The sequence below is a fragment of the Aliihoeflea sp. PC F10.4 genome (genome assembly GCF_054612275.1).
In genome coordinates this window covers 3907771-3930720 of record NZ_JBTSWH010000001.1, presented here as the reverse complement: position 1 = coordinate 3930720, position 22950 = coordinate 3907771, and the positions used below count along the sequence as shown (strand labels likewise).

The 22950-nt window shown below is 62.2% G+C and carries 20 protein-coding genes; 8 read left to right on the top strand and 12 right to left on the bottom strand.

Annotated features, from left to right (window positions below; genetic code table 11):
• Window position 1: 1 nt before the first annotated feature.
• From ACX82Z_RS19670 to ACX82Z_RS19645, 6 genes are all read right to left on the bottom strand, one after another.
• Window positions 2-1594 carry a phospholipase D-like domain-containing protein gene (locus tag ACX82Z_RS19670; protein WP_459590769.1) on the bottom strand — a complete coding sequence of 531 codons (1593 nt, stop codon included), beginning with the start codon at window positions 1592-1594 and terminating at the stop codon, window positions 2-4.
• A 78-nt stretch (window positions 1595-1672) separates the two neighbouring features.
• Window positions 1673-2896, bottom strand: coding sequence for an argininosuccinate synthase (locus tag ACX82Z_RS19665; RefSeq protein WP_459590768.1), 1224 nt, complete (start codon window positions 2894-2896; stop codon window positions 1673-1675).
• Between the two features lie 85 nt (window positions 2897-2981).
• Window positions 2982-3176, bottom strand: coding sequence for a hypothetical protein (locus ACX82Z_RS19660; protein ID WP_459590766.1), 195 nt, complete (start codon window positions 3174-3176; stop codon window positions 2982-2984).
• Window positions 3177-3186: 10 nt separating this feature from the next.
• The gene (locus tag ACX82Z_RS19655; protein WP_459590765.1) at window positions 3187-4605 is read right to left on the bottom strand and encodes a TRAP transporter large permease; all 1419 of its coding nucleotides are present in this window, start codon (window positions 4603-4605) and stop codon (window positions 3187-3189) included.
• Window positions 4602-5222 (bottom strand): TRAP transporter small permease subunit, encoded by a 621-nt coding sequence (locus tag ACX82Z_RS19650; protein WP_459590763.1) that lies wholly within the window; start codon window positions 5220-5222, stop codon window positions 4602-4604. Before ACX82Z_RS19650 ends, ACX82Z_RS19655 begins: the two co-directional genes overlap by 4 nt.
• An 82-nt stretch (window positions 5223-5304) precedes the next feature.
• Entirely contained in the window at window positions 5305-6435 is a 1131-nt protein-coding gene (locus tag ACX82Z_RS19645) for a TRAP transporter substrate-binding protein (RefSeq protein ID WP_459590761.1), read from the bottom strand.
• 249 nt (window positions 6436-6684) lie between these two features.
• On the opposite strand from ACX82Z_RS19645, the gene ACX82Z_RS19640 reads away from it, so the two are divergent.
• Window positions 6685-7329: a LysE family translocator gene (locus ACX82Z_RS19640; protein ID WP_459590760.1), complete on the top strand. Its 645-nt coding sequence runs from the start codon at window positions 6685-6687 to the stop codon at window positions 7327-7329.
• On the opposite strand, the gene ACX82Z_RS19635 is transcribed toward ACX82Z_RS19640, so the two are convergent.
• The 3 genes from ACX82Z_RS19635 to ACX82Z_RS19625 form a co-directional block, all read right to left on the bottom strand.
• On the bottom strand, window positions 7310-7771 hold the full coding sequence (locus ACX82Z_RS19635) for a hypothetical protein (protein WP_459590758.1): 462 nt from the start codon (window positions 7769-7771) through the stop codon (window positions 7310-7312). The two genes, ACX82Z_RS19640 and ACX82Z_RS19635, sit on opposite strands and share 20 nt — an antisense overlap.
• 10 nt (window positions 7772-7781) lie before the next feature.
• Window positions 7782-9008 (bottom strand): dual-specificity RNA methyltransferase RlmN, encoded by a 1227-nt coding sequence (gene rlmN / locus ACX82Z_RS19630; RefSeq protein WP_459590757.1) that lies wholly within the window; start codon window positions 9006-9008, stop codon window positions 7782-7784.
• 192 nt (window positions 9009-9200) lie between these two features.
• Window positions 9201-9704, bottom strand: coding sequence for an invasion associated locus B family protein (locus ACX82Z_RS19625; RefSeq protein ID WP_459590755.1), 504 nt, complete (start codon window positions 9702-9704; stop codon window positions 9201-9203).
• Between the two features lie 336 nt (window positions 9705-10040).
• On the opposite strand from ACX82Z_RS19625, the gene ACX82Z_RS19620 reads away from it, so the two are divergent.
• The 7 genes from ACX82Z_RS19620 to ACX82Z_RS19590 all read left to right on the top strand — a co-directional run bounded on the left by ACX82Z_RS19620 (window position 10041) and on the right by ACX82Z_RS19590 (window position 19112).
• Window positions 10041-10616 (top strand): sigma-70 family RNA polymerase sigma factor, encoded by a 576-nt coding sequence (locus ACX82Z_RS19620; RefSeq protein ID WP_459590754.1) that lies wholly within the window; start codon window positions 10041-10043, stop codon window positions 10614-10616.
• A 78-nt stretch (window positions 10617-10694) separates the two neighbouring features.
• Window positions 10695-11582, top strand: coding sequence for a MurR/RpiR family transcriptional regulator (locus tag ACX82Z_RS19615; protein ID WP_459590752.1), 888 nt, complete (start codon window positions 10695-10697; stop codon window positions 11580-11582).
• Entirely contained in the window at window positions 11579-12922 is a 1344-nt protein-coding gene (locus ACX82Z_RS19610; RefSeq protein ID WP_459590751.1) for an aspartate aminotransferase family protein, read from the top strand. Before ACX82Z_RS19615 ends, ACX82Z_RS19610 begins: the two co-directional genes overlap by 4 nt.
• The gene (locus tag ACX82Z_RS19605) at window positions 12919-13764 is read left to right on the top strand and encodes a beta-keto acid cleavage family enzyme (protein ID WP_459590750.1); all 846 of its coding nucleotides are present in this window, start codon (window positions 12919-12921) and stop codon (window positions 13762-13764) included. Before ACX82Z_RS19610 ends, ACX82Z_RS19605 begins: the two co-directional genes overlap by 4 nt.
• A gap of 92 nt (window positions 13765-13856) precedes the next feature.
• Entirely contained in the window at window positions 13857-14831 is a 975-nt protein-coding gene (locus ACX82Z_RS19600; RefSeq protein WP_459590748.1) for a TAXI family TRAP transporter solute-binding subunit, read from the top strand.
• Window positions 14832-14893: 62 nt separating this feature from the next.
• Window positions 14894-17503: a TRAP transporter permease gene (locus tag ACX82Z_RS19595; protein ID WP_459590747.1), complete on the top strand. Its 2610-nt coding sequence runs from the start codon at window positions 14894-14896 to the stop codon at window positions 17501-17503.
• 49 nt (window positions 17504-17552) lie between these two features.
• The gene (locus tag ACX82Z_RS19590) at window positions 17553-19112 is read left to right on the top strand and encodes an MATE family efflux transporter (RefSeq protein ID WP_459590745.1); all 1560 of its coding nucleotides are present in this window, start codon (window positions 17553-17555) and stop codon (window positions 19110-19112) included.
• Between the two features lie 63 nt (window positions 19113-19175).
• On the opposite strand, the gene ACX82Z_RS19585 is transcribed toward ACX82Z_RS19590, so the two are convergent.
• From ACX82Z_RS19585 to ACX82Z_RS19575, 3 genes are read right to left on the bottom strand one after another with little or no spacing between them, the layout of a single operon-like run.
• Window positions 19176-21239 carry a TRAP transporter permease gene (locus ACX82Z_RS19585; RefSeq protein ID WP_459590744.1) on the bottom strand — a complete coding sequence of 688 codons (2064 nt, stop codon included), beginning with the start codon at window positions 21237-21239 and terminating at the stop codon, window positions 19176-19178.
• Window positions 21233-21727, bottom strand: coding sequence for a DUF1850 domain-containing protein (locus ACX82Z_RS19580; protein WP_459590742.1), 495 nt, complete (start codon window positions 21725-21727; stop codon window positions 21233-21235). The genes ACX82Z_RS19585 and ACX82Z_RS19580 overlap by 7 nt, the downstream gene beginning before the upstream one ends.
• Window positions 21728-21742: 15 nt before the next feature.
• On the bottom strand, window positions 21743-22711 hold the full coding sequence (locus ACX82Z_RS19575; RefSeq protein ID WP_459590740.1) for a TAXI family TRAP transporter solute-binding subunit: 969 nt from the start codon (window positions 22709-22711) through the stop codon (window positions 21743-21745).
• Between the last annotated feature and the right edge of the window lie 239 nt (window positions 22712-22950).

Here is a 22950-nt window from a genome sequence, read left to right as displayed (position 1 = left end):
GTCAGAGCAGCCATTCGATATTGAGGCGCTTCAAAAGACCTATGAAGGCGCGGCTGGCAAATCCCATGCCCGGCTCCTCAAGACGAACACGACCGGACGCCTCCTGCCATGCGATGCGGCCCGACCCGTTCGTGACCACGCGATAGGCCATCTGCGGCACGTCGTCGGTAAAAAGGTCAGCGGCGATGCCTGCAAGGCGCGGCGATTCGATCACCACGCCCATTTCGGTGTTGAGATCGACCGAGCGCGGATCGAAATTGAACGAGCCGACGAACAGACGTTCGCGATCGACGCTGAACGTCTTGGCGTGAAGCGTGGTCGCACCGGCGCGCAGCGCCGACACGGCCGCGCTGCCTGAACCGCGCAAGCGCCGCGATACGCCGATCCGTGCGCCCTTGCGGCGCTCCCTTCGGGTCGGCACCTGCCGCGTTTGCGCACGCATCTCGTAGAGCTTGATGCCCGCCGCCACCAGCGCCTTGCGATAGGGCGCGTAGCCGGCATGAACCACGCTGACATCGCTCGCCTCATAGGCATTGGTAAGAATCGAAATGTCGACGCCGCGCTTTCGCATCGAGGTCAAATCCGCGACCCCGACGCGCCCTGGTACGAAATAGCCCGAGATGATCTGAAGCTCGCGCTGCGGCGTTCCGATCACGTTTTGCAGAAGCCCGGCGAGATGCGTTTTCTCAGCGCCGAGCGCCTTTTTCGGATCGTCGGCGAAAAGCCGCACCTTCGCCCATTCCATCGGCAGCCGCGCGTCTGCCAGTTCGCGCACGATTTCAAGATCGCGCATCGCCTCGACATAGCGCTTTGCGGCAGGGTCGCGCTCCACGATGGACGAACGCCGGCGCAGACGGCGCAAATCGCGCGGCCCGACCCGTCGCAGGAGAAGGCGCGCGGGAAAGGCCGAGGACGCGTTCCAGTAGCGTTCGAATTGCACGCCTGTGTCTGCCACGACCGGACCGATCGCCAGAACGTCGAGATCGGCGAAGAGCGGGCCGTCCTCAACGCCGAAATACTCGTCGCCGATATTGCGCCCGCCGACGATGGTGGCATGGCCGTCAACCGTCAGACTCTTATTATGCATGCGCCGGTTGAGACGGCGAAAATCGAATGCGTATCCGATCGCCTTCGGCCAGCGGATCGGAAACGGGTTGAACAGCCGCACCTCGATATTTTGATGCCGGTCGAGCGCGAAAAGAACGTTGTCGAGCCCGTCGATGCCATTGTCGTCGAGCAGCAGGCGCACACGGACGCCGCGCTCGGCGGCCTCCAGCGCAGCCTCCAGAAGCAGCGTCCCGGTCCGGTCGCCGCGCCAGATATAATATTGAAGATCGAGCGTCTTTTCGGCCTGACGGATCAGCGCCATGCGGGTGGCGAACGCTTCCGTGCCGTCGGACAGGAGATAAACGCCGGAAAGCCCGGGGTGACGGGCTGCATAAGGGCCGATGGCGCGCGCGAGCGTGGTGCCGCTGACATCCGGAGCCGGGCCGGACGGCGGAAGGGCAAGCTCGGGCAGGCGCGTGGCCCGTCGCACCGCACCGGCGATAAGCAGGCCGCCGGCAACCGCGAACAGCAAGGACGATAAGCGCATGAACACCCTCCGCGCCCTATAAGTATCACAAAGGCGCGGAGGTTCCCGCCGCTTGTGGCGGCCGGGCGAGAAAGAGAATCAGCCCTTGCGTTTGCGAGCCGCCAGCGTGCGAAGGCGCAGCGCGTTGAGACGGATGAAGCCTTCGGCGTCCTTCTGGTCGTAAGCCCCGCGATCGTCTTCAAAGGTCACGAGCGCGTCGGAATAAAGCGACTTGTCAGACTTGCGGCCGGTGACGATGACGTTGCCCTTGTAGAGCTTCAGGCGAACCTCGCCTTCGACGTCCTCCTGGCTCTTGTCGATCAGCGCCTGCAGCATCTCGCGTTCGGGCGAGAACCAGAAGCCGTTATAGATGAGTTCAGCGTAGCGCGGCATCAGCTCGTCCTTCAGATGCGCCGCACCCCGGTCGAGCGTGATCGATTCGATCGCGCGATGCGCAGCCAGCAGGATCGTGCCGCCGGGCGTCTCGTAAACGCCACGCGATTTCATGCCGACGAAGCGGTTTTCGACCAGATCGAGACGGCCGATACCGTTGTCGCGTCCAAGCTCGTTGAGCTTGGTGAAAAGCGTCGCCGGCGACATCTCCTTGCCGTCGATAGCGACCGCGTCACCATTGCGGAACGAGATCGTCACTTCCGTGACGGCGTCGGGCGCGTCCATCGGCGAGACGGTGCGCATGTGGACATATTCAGGCGCTTCGGCCCATGGATCTTCCAGCACCTTGCCCTCGGAAGAGGAGTGCAGGAGATTTGCGTCGACCGAGAAAGGCGCCTCACCCTTCTTGTCTTTCGTGACCTGAATCTGGTGCTGTTCGGCGAAATTGATCAGGTCGGTGCGCGACTTGAAGGTCCAGTCGCGCCACGGCGCGATGACCTTGATATCCGGATTGAGCGCGTAGGCCGAAAGCTCGAAACGAACCTGATCGTTGCCCTTGCCGGTCGCGCCATGCGCGATGGCGTCGGCGCCGGTTTCCTTGGCGATTTCGACGAGGCGCTTGGAGATCAGCGGCCGGGCAATCGAGGTGCCAAGCAGATAGGTGCCTTCATAAACCGCGTTCGCGCGGAACATCGGGAATACGAAATCGCGGATGAACTCCTCGCGCACGTCCTCGATGTAAATCTCCTTGATGCCCATCATCTCGGCCTTGCGGCGCGCCGGCTCCAGTTCCTCGCCCTGCCCGAGATCGGCGGTGAAGGTGACGACTTCCGCGCCGAGTTCGGTCTGGAGCCATTTGAGGATGATGGAGGTGTCGAGACCGCCCGAATAGGCGAGTACGACCTTCTTGACGTCTTTCCACTTGGACATTTGGCGGGCCTGCTACGGTTGGGTTTTCGACCGCCTTTTATCAGGAATGACGGGCCGGACAAGGCGTCCGGGCCGCCTTGGCTTGTCACCGGTCCGCCGCACCCGCACGCCTGGCGCGCCGGTCCCGTCGTCCTGTTTCAAACAGATCGTAGAGAACGGCGAGCGCGCCCAGCCCGATGACGACCGCAAGATCGAGCCGCGGCACCTTCCACAAGATGACCCCGAAGAAGGCGACAAAGGCAAGGACGGCGAGGATCTGGATGAGTCTGTTGACGAGCATGACGGCGCTCCTATCGCCCGTAGATCGTTTGGGGCAACCAGTAGACGATCTGGGGGAAGGTGTAGAGAATCGCCATGGTGATGAAGACCATTCCTACATAAGGCAGCGACCCGGCGAAGATCTGCGTCAACCGCACTTCCGGCGGAGCGATGCCCTTCAGATAGTAGGCCGACATCGCCATCGGCGGGGTCAGGAACGAGGTTTGCAGGTTGAGCGCGATAAGAATGCCGAAGAACAGCGGGTCGATCTCGAAAATCACCAGTAGCGGCAGGAAGATCGGCACGAAGATGATGATGATCTCCGACCACTCCAGCGGCCAGCCGAGCAGGAAGATGATGAGCTGCGCCATTAAAAGGAACTGGAACGGCGTCAGGTCAAGCCCGACGACGAAATCGCGGACCACGTGCTCGCCCCCGAGATAGGAGAAGACCGAGGCGAACACCCACGATCCGACGAACAGCCAGCACACCATCGCGGTGGTGCGCACGGAAAGATAGACGGATTCGCGCAGCCGCCGCCATGTCAGCGCACGGTAGGCGATGGCGAGAACGAGCCCGCCCAGCGCACCGATCGCTGCCGCTTCCGAAGGCGTGGCGAAGCCGAAGAGGATGGCACCCAGCACCGACAAGATGAGAACCGCCAGCGGGAAGAACGAGGTCAGCATCATCCACATCAGCCGCGCGATCGGGATCGGTTCGGTCGGCTCAGCGATCTTTGGCGCAAGGCTCGGCTGCATGATCGCACGGATGATAATGTAGACCAGATACATGCCGGCGAGCAGGAAGCCGGGCAGCAGCGCGCCGGCGTAAAGCCGCACGATCGACGTACCTGATGCAGCAGCATAGACGATGAGCATGATCGATGGCGGGATGAGGATGCCGAGCGTTCCGCCCGCACAGATCACGCCGGACGCGAAGCTGGTGTCGTAGCGCGCCTTCATCATGGCCGGGAACGCCAGCAGCCCCATCAGCGTGACGACTGCGCCGACGATGCCGGTGGCGGTGGCGAACAACGCACAGGTGATGAGCGCGGCGACGGCCATGGAACCGGGCACGCGCCGCGTGGCGATGCTGAGCGTCTCGAACAGGCGGTCGACGATATTCGCCCGCTCGACGATGTAGCCCATGAACAGGAACAGCGGGATCGCCGTCAGAACGTCGTTCGCCATGACCGAATAGGTCTGGTTCACGAAGAGGTCGAAAATCCGGTTGTTGAAAAAGCCCCCGATCCATGACTGCCAGAGATCGAGTTGCGACACGTCCTGATCGAGAAGCCTATTATAGGGCGCCCACATGCGCCCGGCGTCGAAATAGGCGTAGTAGCCGAAGGCGATTGCCAACGCCATCAGCGTAAAGGCGATGGGAAAGCCCAGCATGATGACGAAGATGAAGAGCCCGAGCATGACGAGGGCGACGACTGGATCGCTCATGAACGTGGCTCCCGGGGCGTGACGACATCGACGGCTTCGCTGCCATGCTGGAGAACGGGCGCGTTCTCGCGCAGCATGATCGTTTCCAGTTCCTCCACGTCGGGAGCCGGCTGCGGCCATTCGTTCGTGCGCATGGTAACGATGCAGCGGCAGACCTGCGCGATCCCTTGCAGGAAAAGCAGAAGCCCGGCGGCCACGATCACCGTCTTGAACTGGTAGATCGGCATTCCGGCCGGGCTCATCGTGCTGACTTCCATGTAGCCCCATGAGCGGCTGGCATATTTCCAGCCGGAGATCACGAGGGCGAGAATACCGGGAAAGAAGAAGAAGAAATAAAGCACGAACTCGACCTTGGCCTGCGTTCGCGGCTGCCAGAGCCGGTACACGAAATCGCCGCGGACATGCCCGTTGCGCGACAGCGTATAGGCACCCGCCATCATGAACATCGTGCCGTACATCATGTAGCTGAGGTCGAATGACCATGGCGTCGGCGCGCGGAAAGCATAGCGCACGACGACTTCATATCCGACGCCGAGCGTCATGATGATGATGCACCAGGCAAACACCTTCCCGAACCACGCCGACACCTCGTCGGCGAATGCAATGAAGCGGAGCATGTCGGAGATCGTCCATTTCTGTGGGCGGCACCGACTGCCGCCGATAGACGGCAGTCGGCCGGAAAGGATGAGGACGCCGAGCCTAGCTCTGCATTCTCAGCTTGCCCGGGAAGTAATGCTCATAGGCGAGCGTCAGATCGGCCGAGTTCATGATTTCGTAGAACGTGACGCGCTCGACCCATTCGCGCTGGCTGACGAGGATCTTCTTCATCATGGGATCGGCCTCCAGCGTGGGAATGAGCTGGTCCCATGCCTCGAGCTGGGCGCTGAGAATTTCCATCGGTGTGCGATGGACGGTCACGCCGTGCTCGTCCTGCAGCCTGACGAGATCGGCCGAGTAATTGTCGAGCGCCAGAGCGGTGTTGGCCGTGGAAGCCGCCTCGACCGAATATTCGAGAATTGCCTTGAGATCGTCGTCGAGCGAATCGAACACGTCTCGGTTGAACATGAACTCGAAGGTTTCGCTCGCCTGATGATAGGACGACAGCATGTAGTGCTTGGCGACATCCTGCGAGCCGAAGCGAAGATCGGACGACGGGTTGTTGAACTCGAACGCGTCGATGACGCCGCGCTCCATGGCCGGCACGATTTCGCCGCCGGGCAATTGCGCCACGCTCATGCCCATCGATTGTAGGAGATCGGCGGCCAGCCCAACGGTGCGGTATTTGAAACCGTTGATGTCGGCGACTGTCGCAACCGGCTCCTTGAACCAGCCGAAAGGCTGGGCAGGCATCGGGAAACCATAGAACGCGACCACGTTCAGCCCCATCACGTCCTGCGTCAGTTCACGGTAGAGTTCCTTGCCGCCGCCCTGATGGAACCAGGCGAGCATGGTGGTCGCACTACCACCGAAGACCGGACCGGTGCCGAATAGGGACGCGGCCTTATGCTTGCCGTACCAGTAGGCGGCGACGGTATGCGTCGCGTCGATGATGCCGTCATTGACGGCGTCGAGCACCTGAAACGCGCCGACGACCGCGCCTGCCGGCAAAAGCTCGAACTTGATCCGGCCGGCCGACATCTTTTCGACGCGCTCGATATACTGCCGGGCAAAATCCATCCAGATGTCCGACGACGGCCACGACGTCTGCATCTTGATCGTCACCGGAGCCTGCGCAAGAACCGCCGGAGCGGCAAGCGCGCTGGCCGCACTCGCGCCAACGAGCGTTGATGCGCCGAGAAACTTCCGGCGCGAAAGCGTCTTCATGTCCATATCTATCCTCCCTGAGCGGCTCCGCTTGTTTTCCGGATTGTCCGCTGCCGGGGAGAATATTCATTACGCAACGTAAAGCAAGAAAAACTGTGCGTTTTTGTCGCACATCGTATTGAACGATAGTCGTAGTCGCCGACCGACCAGTCATCTGGGCAACATAGCCTGCCGGATGACATCTTGCGGAACAGCGACGGGCATGTTTACCCATCGGGATCGCAGAACCGTTAGGACTGCGCGAAAGGTGATTTGATGGACTTCCTGCCGACCACTGCAATTCTCATCCAGTTCGCGATCGCGACTTTCGTCATCTCGATCACACCCGGCCCGGACATGACGCTCTTCGTCGGTCGCGCGCTCTCGGAAGGACGGGCGGCGGGCTTTGCCTGCATGCTGGGCGCGATGTCGGGCATCGTCGTTCACACGACGCTGGTGGCGCTCGGCCTTTCGGCACTCATCGTCGCTTCGCCGCAGGCGTTCTTCGTGCTGAAGCTCGTCGGTGCGGTCTATCTGGTCTGGCTGGCGTACCAGGCGATCCGGTACGGCTCGGCCTTTTCGCCGGCAACGGGCGAGCAACGCTCAAAGCGGTCCTTCTTCGCCAACTGGGCGACGGGTCTCGGCATCAATCTGCTCAACCCGAAGATCATTTTGTTCTTCATGACCTTCCTGCCGCAATTCGTCTCTGCGAGCGATCCGAACGCACCGGGCAAGCTCTTCTTCCTCGGGGCGATGTTCATCGTGCTTGCTTTGCCGGTAACAGTTCCGATGGTAATCGCGGCCGATTCGTTCTCGGCGCTCCTGAAGCGCTCGCCGCGCGTTACCCGGATCATCGACTATCTGTTCGCAAGCGTCTTTGCCGCCTTCGCACTGCGCATCCTTATGACAAACGCGCGGTGACCTCGTCGCGCCAGTTTCCGGCGTTTCGTCCCGCGATCGCCCAATAGGCGATGCCACCAATCAACCCCGCAGCGAGCGTGACGAGCATCAGCCCGGCATCGGAAGCAGCGTCCGGCCGATCCATCGCCTCAGCGAACCGCCAGCCGGTGTAAAGCCCCACAACCGCCCCGCACCCGGCATGGGCAAGCCAAGAGCGCCAGCTTAGAAGTTCAGCCGCGACGGCGGCGATCATGAAGACGCCGAAGGACATATTGGCGATGATCAATGCGAAGAACGGAACCGTGACGTAAAGCGCCGGGCCGGCCTGCGACAGTTCGGGAACGATGGCGACGATGCTCGACGCAAAGAGCAGATTGACGAACAGGCTCGCCGTCAGACAGGCGCCGATGAAGCCGACGAGGATCGCAACGAAGCGGACGAGATAGGTAACGAAACGGCTCAAATCGCCGCTCTCACGCTTCGCCGTGGCCGGCGATCATCATCGCTTCCAGTTTGAGGCGGTCGGACTTTTTCATCCGCTCCGATTCCGACTTGAGCTGCCCGCAGGCGGCCAGGATGTCGCGGCCGCGCGGTGTGCGGATCGGCGAAGCGTAGCCGGCCGCGTTGACGTAATCCGCGAACTTTTCGATCTGCTCCCAGTCCGAGCACTGGTAGTTCGAGCCCGGCCATGGATTGAACGGGATCAGGTTGATCTTGGCTGGAATGCCCCTGAGCAGCTTCACCAGCGCCTTGGCATCTTCCATGGAATCGTTGATGTCCTTGAGCATCACATATTCGAAGGTGATGCGCTTCGCGTTCGACAGGCCGGGATAATCGCGGCAGGCCTGAATGAGTTGTTCGAGCGGATACTTCTTGTTGATCGGAACCAGAAGGTCTCGCAAATCGTCGTTCACCGCATGGAGCGAGATAGCGAGCATGACGCCGATCTCCTCGCCAGTGCGGTAGATTTCCGGCACGACGCCCGAGGTCGACAGCGTGATGCGGCGCTTCGACAGGGAAAGACCGTCCCCGTCGGACGCGATCAGGAGCGCCTTCTTCACTTCCTCGAAATTATAGAGCGGCTCGCCCATGCCCATCATGACGATGTTGGTGATCTTGCGTCCTTCGGCTGGTACGATGGCACCGTCCGGCGTGTCGCGGTCGGGAAAGTCGCCGAGCCGGTCGCGCGCGGTAAGGAGTTGCGCGAGGATTTCCTCGGCCGTCAGGTTGCGTACCAGCTTTTGCGTACCGGTATGGCAGAACGTACAGGTCAGCGTGCAGCCGACCTGGCTGGAGATGCACAGCGTCCCGCGCCCTTCCTCGGGAATATAAACCGTTTCGATCTCGACGGGACGACCGGCCCCGCGCGGCGGAAAGCGGAACAGCCATTTGCGCGTGCCGTCCTCGGAAATCTGCTCTTCGACGATTTCCGGCCGCCCGATCGTGAACGCCTCGGAGAGTTTGGCGCGCAGATCCTTGGAGATGTTGAACATATGCGCGAAATCGGCGACGCCGCGCACATAGAGCCAGTGCCAGAGCTGCTGCACGCGCATGCGGCGCTGCTTTTCGGGAATGCCGATCTCGCCGAGCGCCGCCGCCATCTCCTCGCGCGTCATGCCGATCAGCGACGGCTTTTCGCTGGTCTTGGGACGAAGCGCGGCGCGCGTGTCGGGCTGGGTGAGATCGAGCGTCAGGGTCATGGGCGTTCAAATGTCCAGTTGTCGCGGTGGCCGCGAGGAGCTAAGTTGTAACATGAAATGCGGGTCGGCCGCCAAGCGCGGGCCTGCCGGGACATGCCCGGCGAATGATGGCGTCCACATAAGCGACGTTGCGGCAAATGAAAAGGCCGGAGCATGCGCCCCGGCCTGTTCAAGACAGAGAAGCCGCCGAAATCAGCTGCAATTCTGGATCGAGTTCAGCGCCGCAGTAATGCCGCGCAGCGAGAACGTGTAGCTCGTGTCGTTGCCACGTCCGGATTTCGCGGCGACCTTCATGTCGGCACCGCCGCGCATGGCCGTGATCAGCTCGCTTTCCTGGGCAGCGTTTTCGAGCCATGCCGACGTGCCGCGCGTGAACAGCGAATAGCTCGAATTGCCGACCTGCACGGTAACCTTCGAGTTCGCCTGGAAATCGTATGAGGCGATGAACTGCGGCTCGTAGGTGACGTTCTGTCCCGGCTTCTGGCTGACGAAGAAATAGATGTCGCCATGGTTGAGGCTGGCCGGCTGCTTTTCCGTGGGCACTGTAAGCACATAGCACACGCGCCCGCCGTCACCCTCATATGAATAGGTGCCCCAGGCATTGTGCTGGCCGATCTTGGTTGCGGACTGGGCGAGCGCCGGCGAGGCGAGCGCGACCATGCCGAGGCAGGAGAGTGTCGCGAGAGTTCTGCGCATGGCTGACCTTGTGTGATCGTGTGAATGTTTAACGAGACGGACCGAAGGCCCGATTACGTCGAATTTTAGGGAAACGAGGTTACCAAAGACTGAATGCACAACGGCACGGCGATCTTCGGTTCTCCTTCCATGCTCTTGCATTGACGTCATCGCGAGCGGATTCACGATGCCTCTGTCCCTGACAGGAGTTGAACCGGGCAAAGACGGCAAGAATTTGACTGAATGTGTCGGCTTGTAAAGTTCGTCGGCAACTTGCCGGTTGCGCCCCAAACGCGTGCCCCGTAGACTTGAACTATACAGCGGCCTGAGGCCGTTCGGGAGAGTTTTCCGCCGCGCATGACGACGACGACTTCAAACGACCATGCCCGGCTGGCCGCCCGCGTGGCCCGCGATCGCGACCGCGCCGCTTTCGAAGCGCTTTTCGATCATTTCGCGCCGCGTGTGAACTTCTATCTCCAGCGTCTGGGGATGGATGCGGCGCAGGCCGAAGATATTGCGCAGGAGGTGATGTCGGTCCTGTGGCACAAGGCGCATCTTTTCGATCCCGCCAAATCGTCGCTGGCGACATGGCTATTCCGTGTTGCACGCAACCGGCGCATCGATCTGGCCCGCCGCGACAAATCGCACCGCATCGATCCGTTCGATCCGATTTTCGAGCCGGACGCCCCGGAACCGGCAGACCGCGTGGTCGACGGCGCTTTGCGAGATACCCGCGTTCAGATCGCGTTGAAAGTGCTGCCGCGCGAACAGATCGAACTCGTTCAACTCGCATTTTTCGTCGGCCTCACCCACAGCCAGATCGCGGAGCGGACCGGCCTGCCCCTCGGAACGGTGAAGTCACGCATCCGCTTGGCTTTCGCGCGGCTGCGGCAGGCGATCGAGGCCGATCCGCAGGTGGATAAGGATATCTGATCGCGGCCCGACGAATTTCGTTGACTCATTTGTTTCAATCAATTTCATTATCGAAACAAACGTTTCAACGAGCAGCCTGTGAGCCTCCCCGATATCTGGCAGCGCCTCGAAGCGCGCTATGACGGATTTTCCCCGCAATTGCAGCGGGCGGCGCGGTTCGTGCGTGAGCATCCGCAGGATGTGGCGTTGAACTCGATGCGGACCTTGTCGTCGCGTGCCGGTGTTTCTCCCGCTGCGATGTCTCGCCTGACGCAGGCGCTCGACATCGAGAACTGGGAGGCATTTCAGGCCGAGCACCGCGATTGGTTGACAACCGAACGGCAGGGCGTTTTCTCGAACCGGGCCGGCCGGCTCCTCGACAGCATGAAACTGCTGCAAGGCGAGGACGTCCTGCTCGACGCCATTCGCGATGCCGAGATGGCGAATGTGGAAACGGCTTTCGCGCCGCAGACGCGCAGGATGATCGACAAGGCCGCAGCGCTTCTCATCGAGGCGCCGTCGATAACCGTCTTCGGTATCAGAAGCTGCTTTCCGGTTGCCTTTTCGATCCACTATTCGCTTTCGCTGTTTTCGACCGGTGCGCGGTTGGCGACGGGAACGGGCGGCGCGCTGCTCGACGAGCTGGATCATCTCCGTCCCGGCGACGCCATCATCATCGTTTCGGTCGATCCCTATAGTCGCGAGGCGGTAGAGGCCGCCCGGCGCGCACAGGAAGCCGGCGCGCGCATCGTGGCCTTGACGGACGGGCCGCTCAGCCCGATCGCTCTCCTGGCCGAAGTCGCTTTGGTCGCGGGAAATGCCGGCCCAGCCTATATCGCATCGCCGATCGGCCTTCTGGCGCTCGCGCAGGGCCTGACGACACTTCTTTTCGCGCGCGGCGGTGATGACGCGCTTGCCGCGCTGCGCCGCCGCGAGAGCGCACTCGCCACACGATCCGCTTATCTGCCTTCAGGAAAACAGACATGACTGCCAACCGCACACGCATCCTTCATCGCGATCCCGCACGCATCTTGCCGCTGGCGGTCGGTGGCGACGGCCCGTATCTCATCGACAGCGCGGGAAAGCGCTATCTGGACGCCTCCGGCGGTGCGGCGGTCTCGTGTCTCGGGCACAGCGAGCGCCGCGTGATTGACGCGATCAAGGCGCAGCTCGACGTGCTGCCCTTCGCCCATACCGGCTTCTTCACCAACGAACCGGCCGAAAAGCTTGCCGATCACCTGATCGCCCGCGCTCCGGACGGGCTTAGCCACGTCTATTTCATCTCCGGCGGCTCGGAAGCCAATGAGACGGCTATGAAACTCGCGCGGCAATATTTCTACGAGCGTGGCGAAACCGGGCGCAAACATTTCATCGCCCGCCGGCAAAGCTATCACGGCAACACGATCGGCGCGCTGTCGGCTGGCGGCAACGCGGCACGACGCGCCGTCTACGAGCCGATTCTCCTGCCGGTCAGCCATATCGACCCGTGCTTCGACTATCGCGAGCGCCGCGAAGACGAGACGCCCGAAGAATACGGCTTGCGCGCCGCAAACGCGCTGGAGGCCGAAATCCTGCGGCTCGGGCCAGAAACCGTCATCGCCTTCATCGCCGAGACGGTAGTGGGCGCGACGATCGGCGCGGTGCCGCCCGCGCCCGGCTATTTCAAACGCATCCGCGAAATCTGCGACCGCTACGGCGTTCTTCTCATCCTCGACGAGGTGATGTCAGGCATGGGTCGCACCGGTACGCTTTACGGTTGCGAACAGGACGACGTTTCGCCCGATATCCTGACATGCGCGAAGGGTCTGGGAGCCGGCTACCAGCCGATCGGCGCGTGCATCCTGTCCGGCGCGATCCATGACACGATCACAGGCGGTTCGGGCGCGTTCCAGCACGGCTTCACCTATATCGGCCACGCAAGTGCCTGCGCCGGGGCGCTCGCCGTCCAGAACGTGATTGAGGAAGACGGTCTTCTGGAAAATTGCCGTGCGATGGGCGAGCTTCTCGACACCCGGCTGCGCGATGAATTTGGCGATCACCCGCATATCGGCGACATTCGCGGACGCGGGCTTTTCCGAGCCGCCGAGCTTGTCGAAGACCGGGAAACCAAAGCGCCGTTCGATCCGGCGCTGAAACTTCACGCGAAGATCAAGTCGGCCGCAATGGAGGAAGGCCTGATGGTGTATCCAACCGGTGGCACCGCCGATGGCAAGGCGGGCGATCATGTCCTGCTCGCGCCGCCGTTCATCATCGGCGAGGCTGAAGTCGACATCATCGTCGAGCGCCTGTCGCGCGCAATCGAAACCGCACTCAAGGCGGCCGCGTGAGCTTCCGGCCCTTCGCCATCGCCGTTGCGCCGAACGGTGCGCGCCGTACAAAAGCGGATCATCCGCGCTTGCCGATGAGCATCGACGATATCGCCCGTGACGCCGCCGAAGCGCTGGAAGCCGGGGCGGCGATGATCCATCTTCATGTGCGCGATGCGGAGGGTTGCCACACGCTCGACGTCGATCTTTATCGCGAGGCCGTCAAGGCCGTGCGCGATGCGGTCGGTGACGACCTGATCGTGCAGGTGACGACCGAGGCTGTCGGTCTTTACGCACCGCCCGAGCAAATCGCGGTCATCGACGCGCTCCAGCCTGAATCCGTTTCCATCGCCCTGCGGGAAATCCTGCCGGAAAACGGTGATGAACGCGCGGTTGCCGCATTGTTCGAGCGGATGGAAAAGGCGGGCACGCTTCACCAGATCATCCTTTATGAAGCCGGCGAACTGTCTCGCGTCGAAAGACTGGCAGCGCGCGGCATATTGCCGGACGGGCCGCTTGCGATATTGGCCGTTCTGGGTCGATATTTCGAGGCTGGCGCGACAGACGACGAATTCGACGCCTTCGTGAGCGCCGGTATCGCGCGACACCAATGGATGGCCTGCGCCTTCGGCCCGCGAGAGATCGAATTCATGCACCGGGTGGCCGAAGCGGGCGGTCACGCGCGCGTCGGCTTTGAAAATAATCTGTGGCTGTCGGACGGATCGCTGGCACAATCGAATGCCGCGCTGGTATCCGCAACAGCAACCTGCGCCAGCCCCCGAGGGCTTGCAAAAGCTGACGATTTGCGCAGGTTCTGGCGAGAGCCTGCGGTGGGGCTCGGTGTTGAAAAGCCGACCGGATAAGAGACGGACGGAAAATCCGGTGCTGATGCACGCAGCCCGGCAAGACAAACTTTCGACCCGCAAGGGGGAACGTGCAGCAAAGGAGAAGCGGAATGAAACCTAAGAATTTGATCGGCCTTGGCCTTGCCGTCGCGATGGGCGGCACGCTCGCCACCGGCGCAGCCAGCGCACAACAGCAATTCGTCACCATCGGCACGGGCGGCGTTACCGGCGTCTACTACGCTGCCGGCGGCGCGATCTGCCGTCTCATGAACCAGACGCGTGCGGATCACGGCTTCCGCTGCTCGGCCGAATCGACCGGCGGCTCGGTGTTCAATCTGAACGCCATGCGTCAGGGTGAATTCGACCTCGGCATGGTGCAGTCCGACTGGCAGTACCATTCGTTCAATGGCTCGAGCGACTTCGAAGAAGCCGGCCCATGGGAAGACCTGCGCGCCGTATTCTCGATCCACCCCGAGCCGTTCACGCTCGTCACGCGCGCCGACGCCAACATCGCCTCGCTGGACGATCTCGAAGGCAAGCGCGTGAATATCGGCAATCCGGGTTCGGGCACGCAGGCCTCGATGCAGATCATGCTCGACGCGCTCGGCTGGGAGCGCAGCGCGTTCTCGCTGGCGGCAGAACTTCGTCCCGATGAGCACGGTCCAGCGCTTTGCGACAACCAGATCGACGCTTTCTATTATGCTGTCGGTCATCCTTCGGCCAACATCGCCGACCCGACGACGACCTGCGGCGCGAAGATCGTCGCGATCGAAGGCGATGCGATCGACCAGCTCGTCGCCGACAACCCGTTCTATGCGAGCGTGTCGATCCCCGGCGGGCTCTACACCGGCAATGACGAGGACATCCCGACCTACGGCGTGCTCGCCACGCTGGTCGCCTCGACCGACGTTTCGGAAGATGCCGTCTACAATCTGGTGAAATCGGTCTTCGACAATTTCGACGCCTTCCGCCAGCTTCACCCCGCCTTCGCAAATCTGGAGCCGGAGAACATGGTGACGGACGGTAACTCGGCCCCCCTTCACCCGGGCGCGGAACGCTATTACAGGGAACAGGGCTGGCTCTAAGTCGGTCTTGAAGGGGTGCTCTGGCACCCCTTTCTCTTTTCAGGGGCCTGAGGGATTATCCGATGAACGCACGCACCGATGACGCACCGCGCAGCGACGAACTTGCGCAAATCGTGGCGGAGGCCGATACGGGCGGACGCGCGCCCACCGATCGCTTCTCGCGTTTCATGCTTCTGGCGGTGCCGCTTTGCTGGGCGCTGTTCCAGATCTGGTACGCCTCTCCTTGGCCCTATCAGCTTCGCATCGGTGTCTTCAACGCCACCGAAGCGCGCGCCATCCACCTCGCCTTCGGCGTTTTTCTCGCCTTCGTCGCCTATCCGGCGTTCAAGGGTTCGCCGCGCAACCATATTCCGTTGATCGACTGGGCGCTCGCGCTGGGCGCGGCTTTTTGCGCCGCCTATCTGTTCCTCTATCAGGCCGAACTCGCCCGCCGTCCCGGTCTGCCGACGACGATGGACCTGACCGTTGCGGTTCTCGGCATCCTGTTTCTTCTGGAAGGCGCGCGCCGCACGCTCGGCCTGGCCCTGCCCATCGTCGGTCTCGTCTTCATCGCCTACGCCTTCTTCGGCTCCTATCTACCGGGCTTGCTCGCCCATCGCGGCGCGTCGCTCTCGCGCGCAGCCTCGCAATACTGGCTGACGACAGAAGGCGTCTTCGGCGTCGCGCTCGGCGTCTCCACGGCCTTCGTCTTCCTGTTTGTGCTGTTCGGATCGCTTCTGGAGCGCGCGGGCGCGGGCAATTACTTCATCAAGCTCGCCTTCGGCCTCCTCGGCCATCTGCGCGGCGGACCGGCCAAAGCCGCCGTTCTCGGCTCGGCGTCGACAGGCCTCATTTCCGGTTCGTCAGTCGCCAATGTCGTGACCACCGGCACGTTCACCATCCCGCTGATGAAGCGGGTCGGCTATCCGCCCGTCAAGGCAGGGGCGATTGAAGTTTCGGCCTCGGTCAACGGCCAGATCATGCCGCCAGTCATGGGCGCCGCCGCCTTCCTCATCGCCGAATATGTCGGCATTTCCTATGCCGAGGTCGTACGCCACGCCATTATCCCGGCACTTTTGACCTATCTGTCGTTGTTCTACGTCGTCGATATCGAGGCGCGCAAATACGGCATGAAAGGCGTCAAGCAGGAACGACGGCGCAGCCGGCTGACGAGCCTTGCCATCGGCGGCATGACGATCAGCGGCTTCATCCTGTTCTGCGGCTTCGTCTATTACGCGCTCGGCTGGACCCGCTCGGCTTTCGGCAGCTATGCAAGCTGGGCCGCCGGTCTCGGCGCGCTGGCCGTCTATGTCGGCTCGATCGCGTGGCGCGCGCGCTACCCCGACCTCGAGGCCGACGACCCGGCCGCGATGGCCGACAAATTGCCCGACGCGGTCGAGGTCGCGCCTGCCGGCATCCATTACGTCATGCCGGTCTTTATCCTCGTCTGGTGCCTCATGGTCGAGGAACTCTCGCCCGGCCTTTCCGCCTTTTACGGCACCATGGCGTTGATCTTCCTCGTTGCCACGCAACGCCCGCTGATCGCGTTCTTCCGCCGTGACTTCAACCTGATCGCTCCGCTCAAGGCCGGCCTCGTCGATGTCGTCGAAGGGCTGGCAACGGGCGCGCGAAACATGGTCGGCATTGCCATCGCGACCGCCGCCGCCGGTATCGTCGTCGGCACCGTGGCACTCACGGGCATCGGCCTCGTCCTGTCGGAAATCGTCATCGCGGCGTCGGGCGGCAACCTCCTGATCATGCTCCTGATGACGGCTTTGATCTGCATGGTCGTCGGTCTCGGCATGCCGACGACGGCGAACTACGTCGTCGTCGCCACACTCATGGCACCGGTCATCGTCGAGGTAGCGACGCTGAATGGCCTCGCCGTCGCGCTCGTCGCCGTCCACCTCTACGTCTTCTATTTCGGTCTCATGGCCGACGTGACGCCGCCCGTCGGCCTTGCATCTTTCGCGGCCTCTGCCATCTCCCGCGCGGACCCGCTCCGGACCGGCATTCAGGCCTTCCGCTATGAAATGCGAACGGCCATCCTGCCACTGGTTTTCATCTTCAATCACCAACTCCTGCTGATCGGCATCGACAGTTGGTGGCATCTGATAATCGTGGTGACCGGCGCGCTTGTCGGCATGTTGATGTTCGTTTCCGTCACGCAGCAGATCTTCGTTACGCGCTCGCGCATCTGGGAAAGCGCGATCCTGCTTCTGGCCTGTTTCATGCTTTTCCGTCCGGGCTTCTTCATGGATCGGATTTCTGATCCCTATATCGACGAGCCGGGCGACAGAATTGTCGAGATCGCCGAAAGCATGCCGGCCGACGCTTTCCTGCGCTTCGAGGTCGAAGGCATGGATCTGTCTGGAAACGACGTCACCCGCATCGTGCAGCTCCCGCTCGGCGAAGCCGGACCCGGTGCGGAACGGCTGGCGGCTTCCGGCGTTCAGATCACCGCTTTCGGCGGACAGACCCAGATCGTCAATGTCCGCTTTCGCAGTCAGGCCGAACGAATCGGCCTGGAGGTCGGACAGAGGGTGTCGCGCGTCGAGGTCCCCGATCCGCAGACATGGCGCAACGAATGGATGTTCATTCCGGCCTTCGCACTGATCGGCTTCGTCGCCGCGCTTCAGTGGCGACGGCGTGAGTGGGATCAGCCGGCGATGCCGAAAACAAGGCCCGCCTGAACGAACGATACAACGGAAAAGCCGCCTCTCCATGAGGCGGCTTTCTCATATGCGCAGCTTGCACCTGGCCGGCAGACACAACCATGCCGACAGCCTGTCCCTATCGGCGGGCAGGACCATAAGGTATGGAGCCGGATGCATCACCGGCAGGCATCTGCCCGGAATTTACGCAAGCCGAGCTGGTGCCGCGATCCAGCGAACGTCCATCGAGGTTTTCCACGCCGTGAACACCGCTGCTCCGATATCCCCCCATCCGACCTTTGCCGATTGGGGAAGCCATGTGCGCGAGACGCTTGTTCTCGGCCTGCCGCTGATCGCCGCGCAATTCGCACAGATGGCGATCAACCTGACGAACACGCTGGTGCTCGGACGACTGGGACCGGAGGAGCTCGCGGCCTCCGTTCTCGGCTGGCAGCTCTTCTTTGTCGTGTGGATGTTCGGGTCGGGATTCGCGTTCGCCGTTATGCCGCTCGTCGCCAACGCGATCGGATCGAACGATCCGCGTGGTGGGCGGCGCTTCGTGCGCATGGGGCTTTGGGTCAGCTTCGCCTATGCCTGCGTGATGATCGTGCCCCTGTGGAACGCGCATGCGATCTTTCTGGCGCTCGGGCAGGACCCGGTCATCGCCGCGCTCGCGGCCGATTATACCGGTATCCTCAAATGGTCGCTCTTCCCGCAGCTTTCGATCATCGTCCTGCGCTCCTTTCTCGGCGCACTCGGCCGCCCGTCGATCGTGGTGACGGCGCTTGTCATCGGCGTCGGCATCAATGCGGCCCTCAATATCGCGCTCGTGTTCGGCAATTTCGGTTTCCCGTCCATGGGAATGCGTGGCGCGGGCTTTGCGACGCTCATCGCTACGTGCTGCGTCGTTCTGTTCCTCGTCGTCTACATCTCCCGTCACCGTATCCTGCGCCAGCAGGAGATATTTGTCCGCTTCTTGAAGCCGGACATGCCCGCAATCGCCGAGGTGTTCCGTCTGGGCTGGCCCATCGGAACCACCATCGTCGCCGAGGTTGCGCTGTTCACGGCCACCTCCTTCATGATGGGCCGGATCGGCACGATGGAACTGGCGGCGCATGGAATCGCGCTTCAGCTGAGCGGTCTCGCTTTCATGATCCCACTCGGCCTGTCCGCCGCGACGACCATCAGGGTCGGCCACGCCTATGGCCGACGGAACCGGCAGGATGTCTTCCGCGCGACCATGACGTCACTCTTGATGGGGGCTGGCATAGCCGTTCTGTCGGCGGCGATCTTCCTGACGATGCCCCATGCGCTTATCGGTCTTTATCTGGACCTCGACGATCCGTCTGTTTCATCGGTCGTGACGCTCGCAGTCTCGTTTCTCGCGGTCGCGGGCCTGTTCCAGATCGTCGACGGCATTCAGGCGCTGTCGAGCGGCGGGCTCAGGGGCATGCGTGAAACGCGCGTTCCGATGATCATCGCGCTCGTCAGTTATTGGGCGGTCGGCATTCCGGCGGGATACGGGCTTGCCCATCTTGCCGGGTGGGGCGGCATCGGCATTTGGTGGGGGCTAGCGCTCGGCCTTGCGGCCGCCGCGATCCTGATGACCGCGCGTCTCCTCTCCAGAATTGGGCACCTGCCGGCCTGACGGACACGAGATGCAAAAGGCCGGGAACGACCCGGCCTTTTTCTTTCGGCGTGGAGGCGGCGCTTACGTATTCGCCAGCGCTCCACTCCTTTGTGCCGTCACATAATTATAACCGAGGATACCGATGATCGCGGCGACGCTGACGATCTCGGCCGGCACGCTCGGCCACAGGCAGCCAATACCGCCCGCCAGCAGGATGCCACGGCCTACAATGTCGATGCGCTCGAAGAGATAGCCTTCCAGCATGGCGACGAACGCCACCAATGCCACCAGCGCGACGACACCGTTCCAGATTACCAGATGCACCGGCCCGCCGATGATGATTTCCGGATTGAAGACCATGAAAAGCGGGATGATGTAGAGCCCTTTGGCGAACTTCCATGCCTGAAAGCTCGTCTCGATCGGCTTCGATCCGGCGATGGCGGCACCGGCGAATGCGGCAAGCGCGATCGGTGGTGTGACGTTCGAATCCTGCGAGTACCAGAAGACGACGAGGTGGACGATCAGGAGCGGGATGCCGAACTCGGCGCTCATCGCCGGGCCAACGAGAATGATCAGCACGATGTAGCTCGCCGTGACCGGCAGACCGAAGCCGATGACGAGGCTGGCGATCAGCACGAGCAGCAGGGCGAGGACGATATTGCCCTGCGAGAAACTCATCATCAGCGAGGAGAATTTCAGTCCCAGCCCGGTCAGACCGATGACGCCGACAATGATGCCGCCGACGGCACAGGCGAGAGAGACGGTAAGCGCCGAACGCACGCCGACTTCGCAGGCTTCCACCAGTTTCGATGCGCTTGCGCGCGTGACACCAAAAGCGCCGCCATATTCGGCCAGTTTCTCAGCCGGCGACGAACCGTGGCGGCTTGCCATCGCGATTTCGACGACGAAGCGAAGGGCGGCGACGGCAAGGATCGCGAGGATCGCGAAGAAGCCGACGCGCATCGGCGACAGGCCCGCGACCAGCAGCCAGATCAGCAAGGCCAGCGGTGCAAGGAAATGCCAGCCTTCGCGCATCACCTGACGCACGGACGGCAATTCACTTGCCGGCAGACCTTTCAGCCCCTGCTTGATCGCGATCAGGTGAACGAACATGTAGACAGTAAGGAAGTAGAGGAACGCCGGATAGATCGAGACCAGCACGATCTGGGCATAAGGAATCTGCGTGTATTCGGCGATGAGGAACGCGCCCGCGCCCATCAGCGGCGGCGTGATCTGCCCGCCCGTTGACGCGGCAGCCTCGATGCCCGCAGCCTGGCTCGGCTTGTAGCCAAGACGCTTCATCAGCGGGATGGTGAAGGGACCGGTCGTCGCGACGTTCGCGATGGCCGATCCGGTGATCGACCCCATCGTGCACGATGCCACGACGGCCGCCTTGGCCGGGCCGCCGCGCTTTTTCCCGGTCGCGGCATAGGCGAGGTCGATGAAGAACTTGCCCGCGCCGGTCACTTCCAGCACCGCGCCGAACAGCACGAAGATGAAGACATAGGTTGCGGCGACGCCGAGCGGCAGTCCGAAGATACCCTCCTGCCCCAGATAGAGCTGGGCTATGAGGCGTTCGATATTGTAGCCACGATGCGACAGGATGCCCGGCATGAACTCGCCAAGCCAGGGCAGCGTGCCGCGCGGCCCCGCCAGTGCGTAAAGAATGAAGATGAGGCCGATAATGGTGATGCCAAGACCGACGACGCGGCGGCTGGCCTCGAGCAACGTGACGACGGCGAGAACACCGATCCAGATATCGGTCTGCGTCCAGAACCCGGCGCGCTCGAAAATCTCGTCGAGATAGACCGTGATGTAGAAACCGGAGACGATGGCCGCGACGAAGAAGGCCGCATCGATCACGCCTCCAACGATGCCGCGCTCCTTGTGACGCCCGAAAGCCGGAAACATCAGGAATGCGATCATCATGATCAGCGCGAGATGGATCGTGCGCTGATAGAAAAGACCGAGCGGCTGGATGCCTGCGGCGTAAAGCTGGAAGAGGCAAAGCCCGACCGACAGGAGCACGATAAGCTTGGCGACCGGCCAGGGTTGCGCTAACGCCGGCGGTTCGACCAGTCCGGCTCCCGTGTCGCCCGTTGCCGCGTCACGCTTCGTCGCGCTGCCCCAGAATTTGTTCAACATTCCCGAATGTCCCTGCTCTCGGAATCGCTCGCACGAATGGCGACGCTTGTCCCCTCGGCGAGTCTGGTGAGGCTTATTTCGATATCGCCCGCAACGATCCGGTGGTCGACCCGCGCCGAACCGATCCGCAGGCGGTAGCAATTTCCAGGCACGACCTCGTCGATGCCGTCTATCCAGTAACCGCCAGCGCCGTCCGATCTCTGGACGCCGCGTTCGGGGATGTGTCCGAGCCCGGCGGCAAAGTCCGGCTGGTGACTCCGTTCCAGAACCATCGCGCCGTCGCGCAGACTGTAACAGTCCTCGACTTCGAAACCGGCAACCGAATGGTTCCACACGATGCACCACGACTGCGCTTCGACGCTTGCCAGCGTGCCGCGATCTGGACCAATCACCTCTATTGTCCCGGCCACGGTCGGCATCACCGAAACGGTGAGTGCGAGGGCGGACAAAAGCCCGCACCTCGCGATCTTGAATGCGTCATGCCGCATTGAGCGGCTCCGGTCCTACTGCTCGCGCAGATTGTCCGGGATTTCCGCACCGACTTCTTCATAATAACGCAGAGCGCCGGCATGAAGCGGGATCGGGCTGGAACCCATGGTGAACTCGACGGTCGTGTCGTTTGCCGCCGGGTGGATGGCGACGAGATCGGCATGGCGATCGTAGAGCATCTTCGTGAGTTGATATGCCAACTCCTCGTCCATCTCCTCCGAAACGAACCAGACATTCGGGATGCCGACCGTCGGCACGTCCTCGGTGACGCCGTCATAGATGCCCGAAGGCAGCGTGTAGGCGGCGAAGATCGGCTCGATCTCCTGCGCGGCGGCGACCTGCTCGTCCGTGACCGGAATGAGGCGAATATTGCGGTTCGCCGTCAGGTTCATGATCGAGGAGGTTGGCGGGCCGACGCTCCAGATGCCGGCGTCGATGTCATTGTCGCGCAGCGCGTCGGCGGTCTCGTTGAAGTTGAGACGCTGTGCTGCGGCCAGATCATCATAGGTCATACCGACGGCTTCAAGAAGCGCGCGTGCATTGAGCTCCGTGCCCGAACCCGGCGCACCGACGGAAACACGCTTGCCGCGCAGATCTTCGAGCGACTGGATGTCGGAATCGGCCGGAACGACGATCTGCACCGCATTCGGATAGACCGAAGCAAGAACGCGCAGACCCTCAGCCTGACGGCCTTCGAACTGGCCGGTACCGGTGAAGCCCTGATAGACGCTGTCGCCAAGACCGATGGCGATGTCCGAATCGCCGCGATGGATCAGCGCGACGTTCTCCACCGAAGCGCCAGTGACTTCGGCGACGGCCGCATAGCCTTCGAGATGCTGGTTGATCAGTTCGGCGAGACCACCGCCGATCGGGTAGTAAACACCGCCCGTTCCGCCGGTCGCGACAGACAATTGTTCCTGCGCAAGCGCAGGGCCGGCCATGATGACAGAAGCGGCAAGTAGCGCCGTCTTGAATAATTTCATCCTGAAAACCTCCCTCAGGCATTGAGTGGGCGAAACATGAGGCACGAGTGAAAAGATATTGAAACGCCCGCAGCCTGGCTGCGGGTATTCCCTTTTGCGTTGATACTCATGCCTCGTCGGGTGAGATCGACGCCGCAGCCGGCGACCGATAGTTCTATTTGAGCAAGCCGCCACCTAGAAGACAATAGGGCGGCGGCCTGCGTATTAAGATCAGTCAGGTTTCGTGATCCTGCTTTCAG

Coding starts and splice junctions, on each gene's coding strand:
- ACX82Z_RS19665 (WP_459590768.1), bottom strand. CDS start 2,896: ATGTCCAAGTGGAAAGACGTCAAGAAGGTCGTACTCGCCTATTCGGGC.
- ACX82Z_RS19590 (WP_459590745.1), top strand. CDS start 17,553: ATGCGCAGCTTGCACCTGGCCGGCAGACACAACCATGCCGACAGCCTG.
- ACX82Z_RS19645 (WP_459590761.1), bottom strand. CDS start 6,435: ATGGACATGAAGACGCTTTCGCGCCGGAAGTTTCTCGGCGCATCAACG.
- ACX82Z_RS19585 (WP_459590744.1), bottom strand. CDS start 21,239: ATGTTGAACAAATTCTGGGGCAGCGCGACGAAGCGTGACGCGGCAACG.
- ACX82Z_RS19620 (WP_459590754.1), top strand. CDS start 10,041: ATGACGACGACGACTTCAAACGACCATGCCCGGCTGGCCGCCCGCGTG.
- rlmN (WP_459590757.1), bottom strand. CDS start 9,008: ATGACCCTGACGCTCGATCTCACCCAGCCCGACACGCGCGCCGCGCTT.
- ACX82Z_RS19575 (WP_459590740.1), bottom strand. CDS start 22,711: ATGAAATTATTCAAGACGGCGCTACTTGCCGCTTCTGTCATCATGGCC.
- ACX82Z_RS19600 (WP_459590748.1), top strand. CDS start 13,857: ATGAAACCTAAGAATTTGATCGGCCTTGGCCTTGCCGTCGCGATGGGC.
- ACX82Z_RS19650 (WP_459590763.1), bottom strand. CDS start 5,222: ATGCTCCGCTTCATTGCATTCGCCGACGAGGTGTCGGCGTGGTTCGGG.
- ACX82Z_RS19625 (WP_459590755.1), bottom strand. CDS start 9,704: ATGCGCAGAACTCTCGCGACACTCTCCTGCCTCGGCATGGTCGCGCTC.
- ACX82Z_RS19580 (WP_459590742.1), bottom strand. CDS start 21,727: ATGCGGCATGACGCATTCAAGATCGCGAGGTGCGGGCTTTTGTCCGCC.
- ACX82Z_RS19655 (WP_459590765.1), bottom strand. CDS start 4,605: ATGAGCGATCCAGTCGTCGCCCTCGTCATGCTCGGGCTCTTCATCTTC.
- ACX82Z_RS19610 (WP_459590751.1), top strand. CDS start 11,579: ATGACTGCCAACCGCACACGCATCCTTCATCGCGATCCCGCACGCATC.
- ACX82Z_RS19595 (WP_459590747.1), top strand. CDS start 14,894: ATGAACGCACGCACCGATGACGCACCGCGCAGCGACGAACTTGCGCAA.
- ACX82Z_RS19670 (WP_459590769.1), bottom strand. CDS start 1,594: ATGCGCTTATCGTCCTTGCTGTTCGCGGTTGCCGGCGGCCTGCTTATC.
- ACX82Z_RS19640 (WP_459590760.1), top strand. CDS start 6,685: ATGGACTTCCTGCCGACCACTGCAATTCTCATCCAGTTCGCGATCGCG.
- ACX82Z_RS19660 (WP_459590766.1), bottom strand. CDS start 3,176: ATGCTCGTCAACAGACTCATCCAGATCCTCGCCGTCCTTGCCTTTGTC.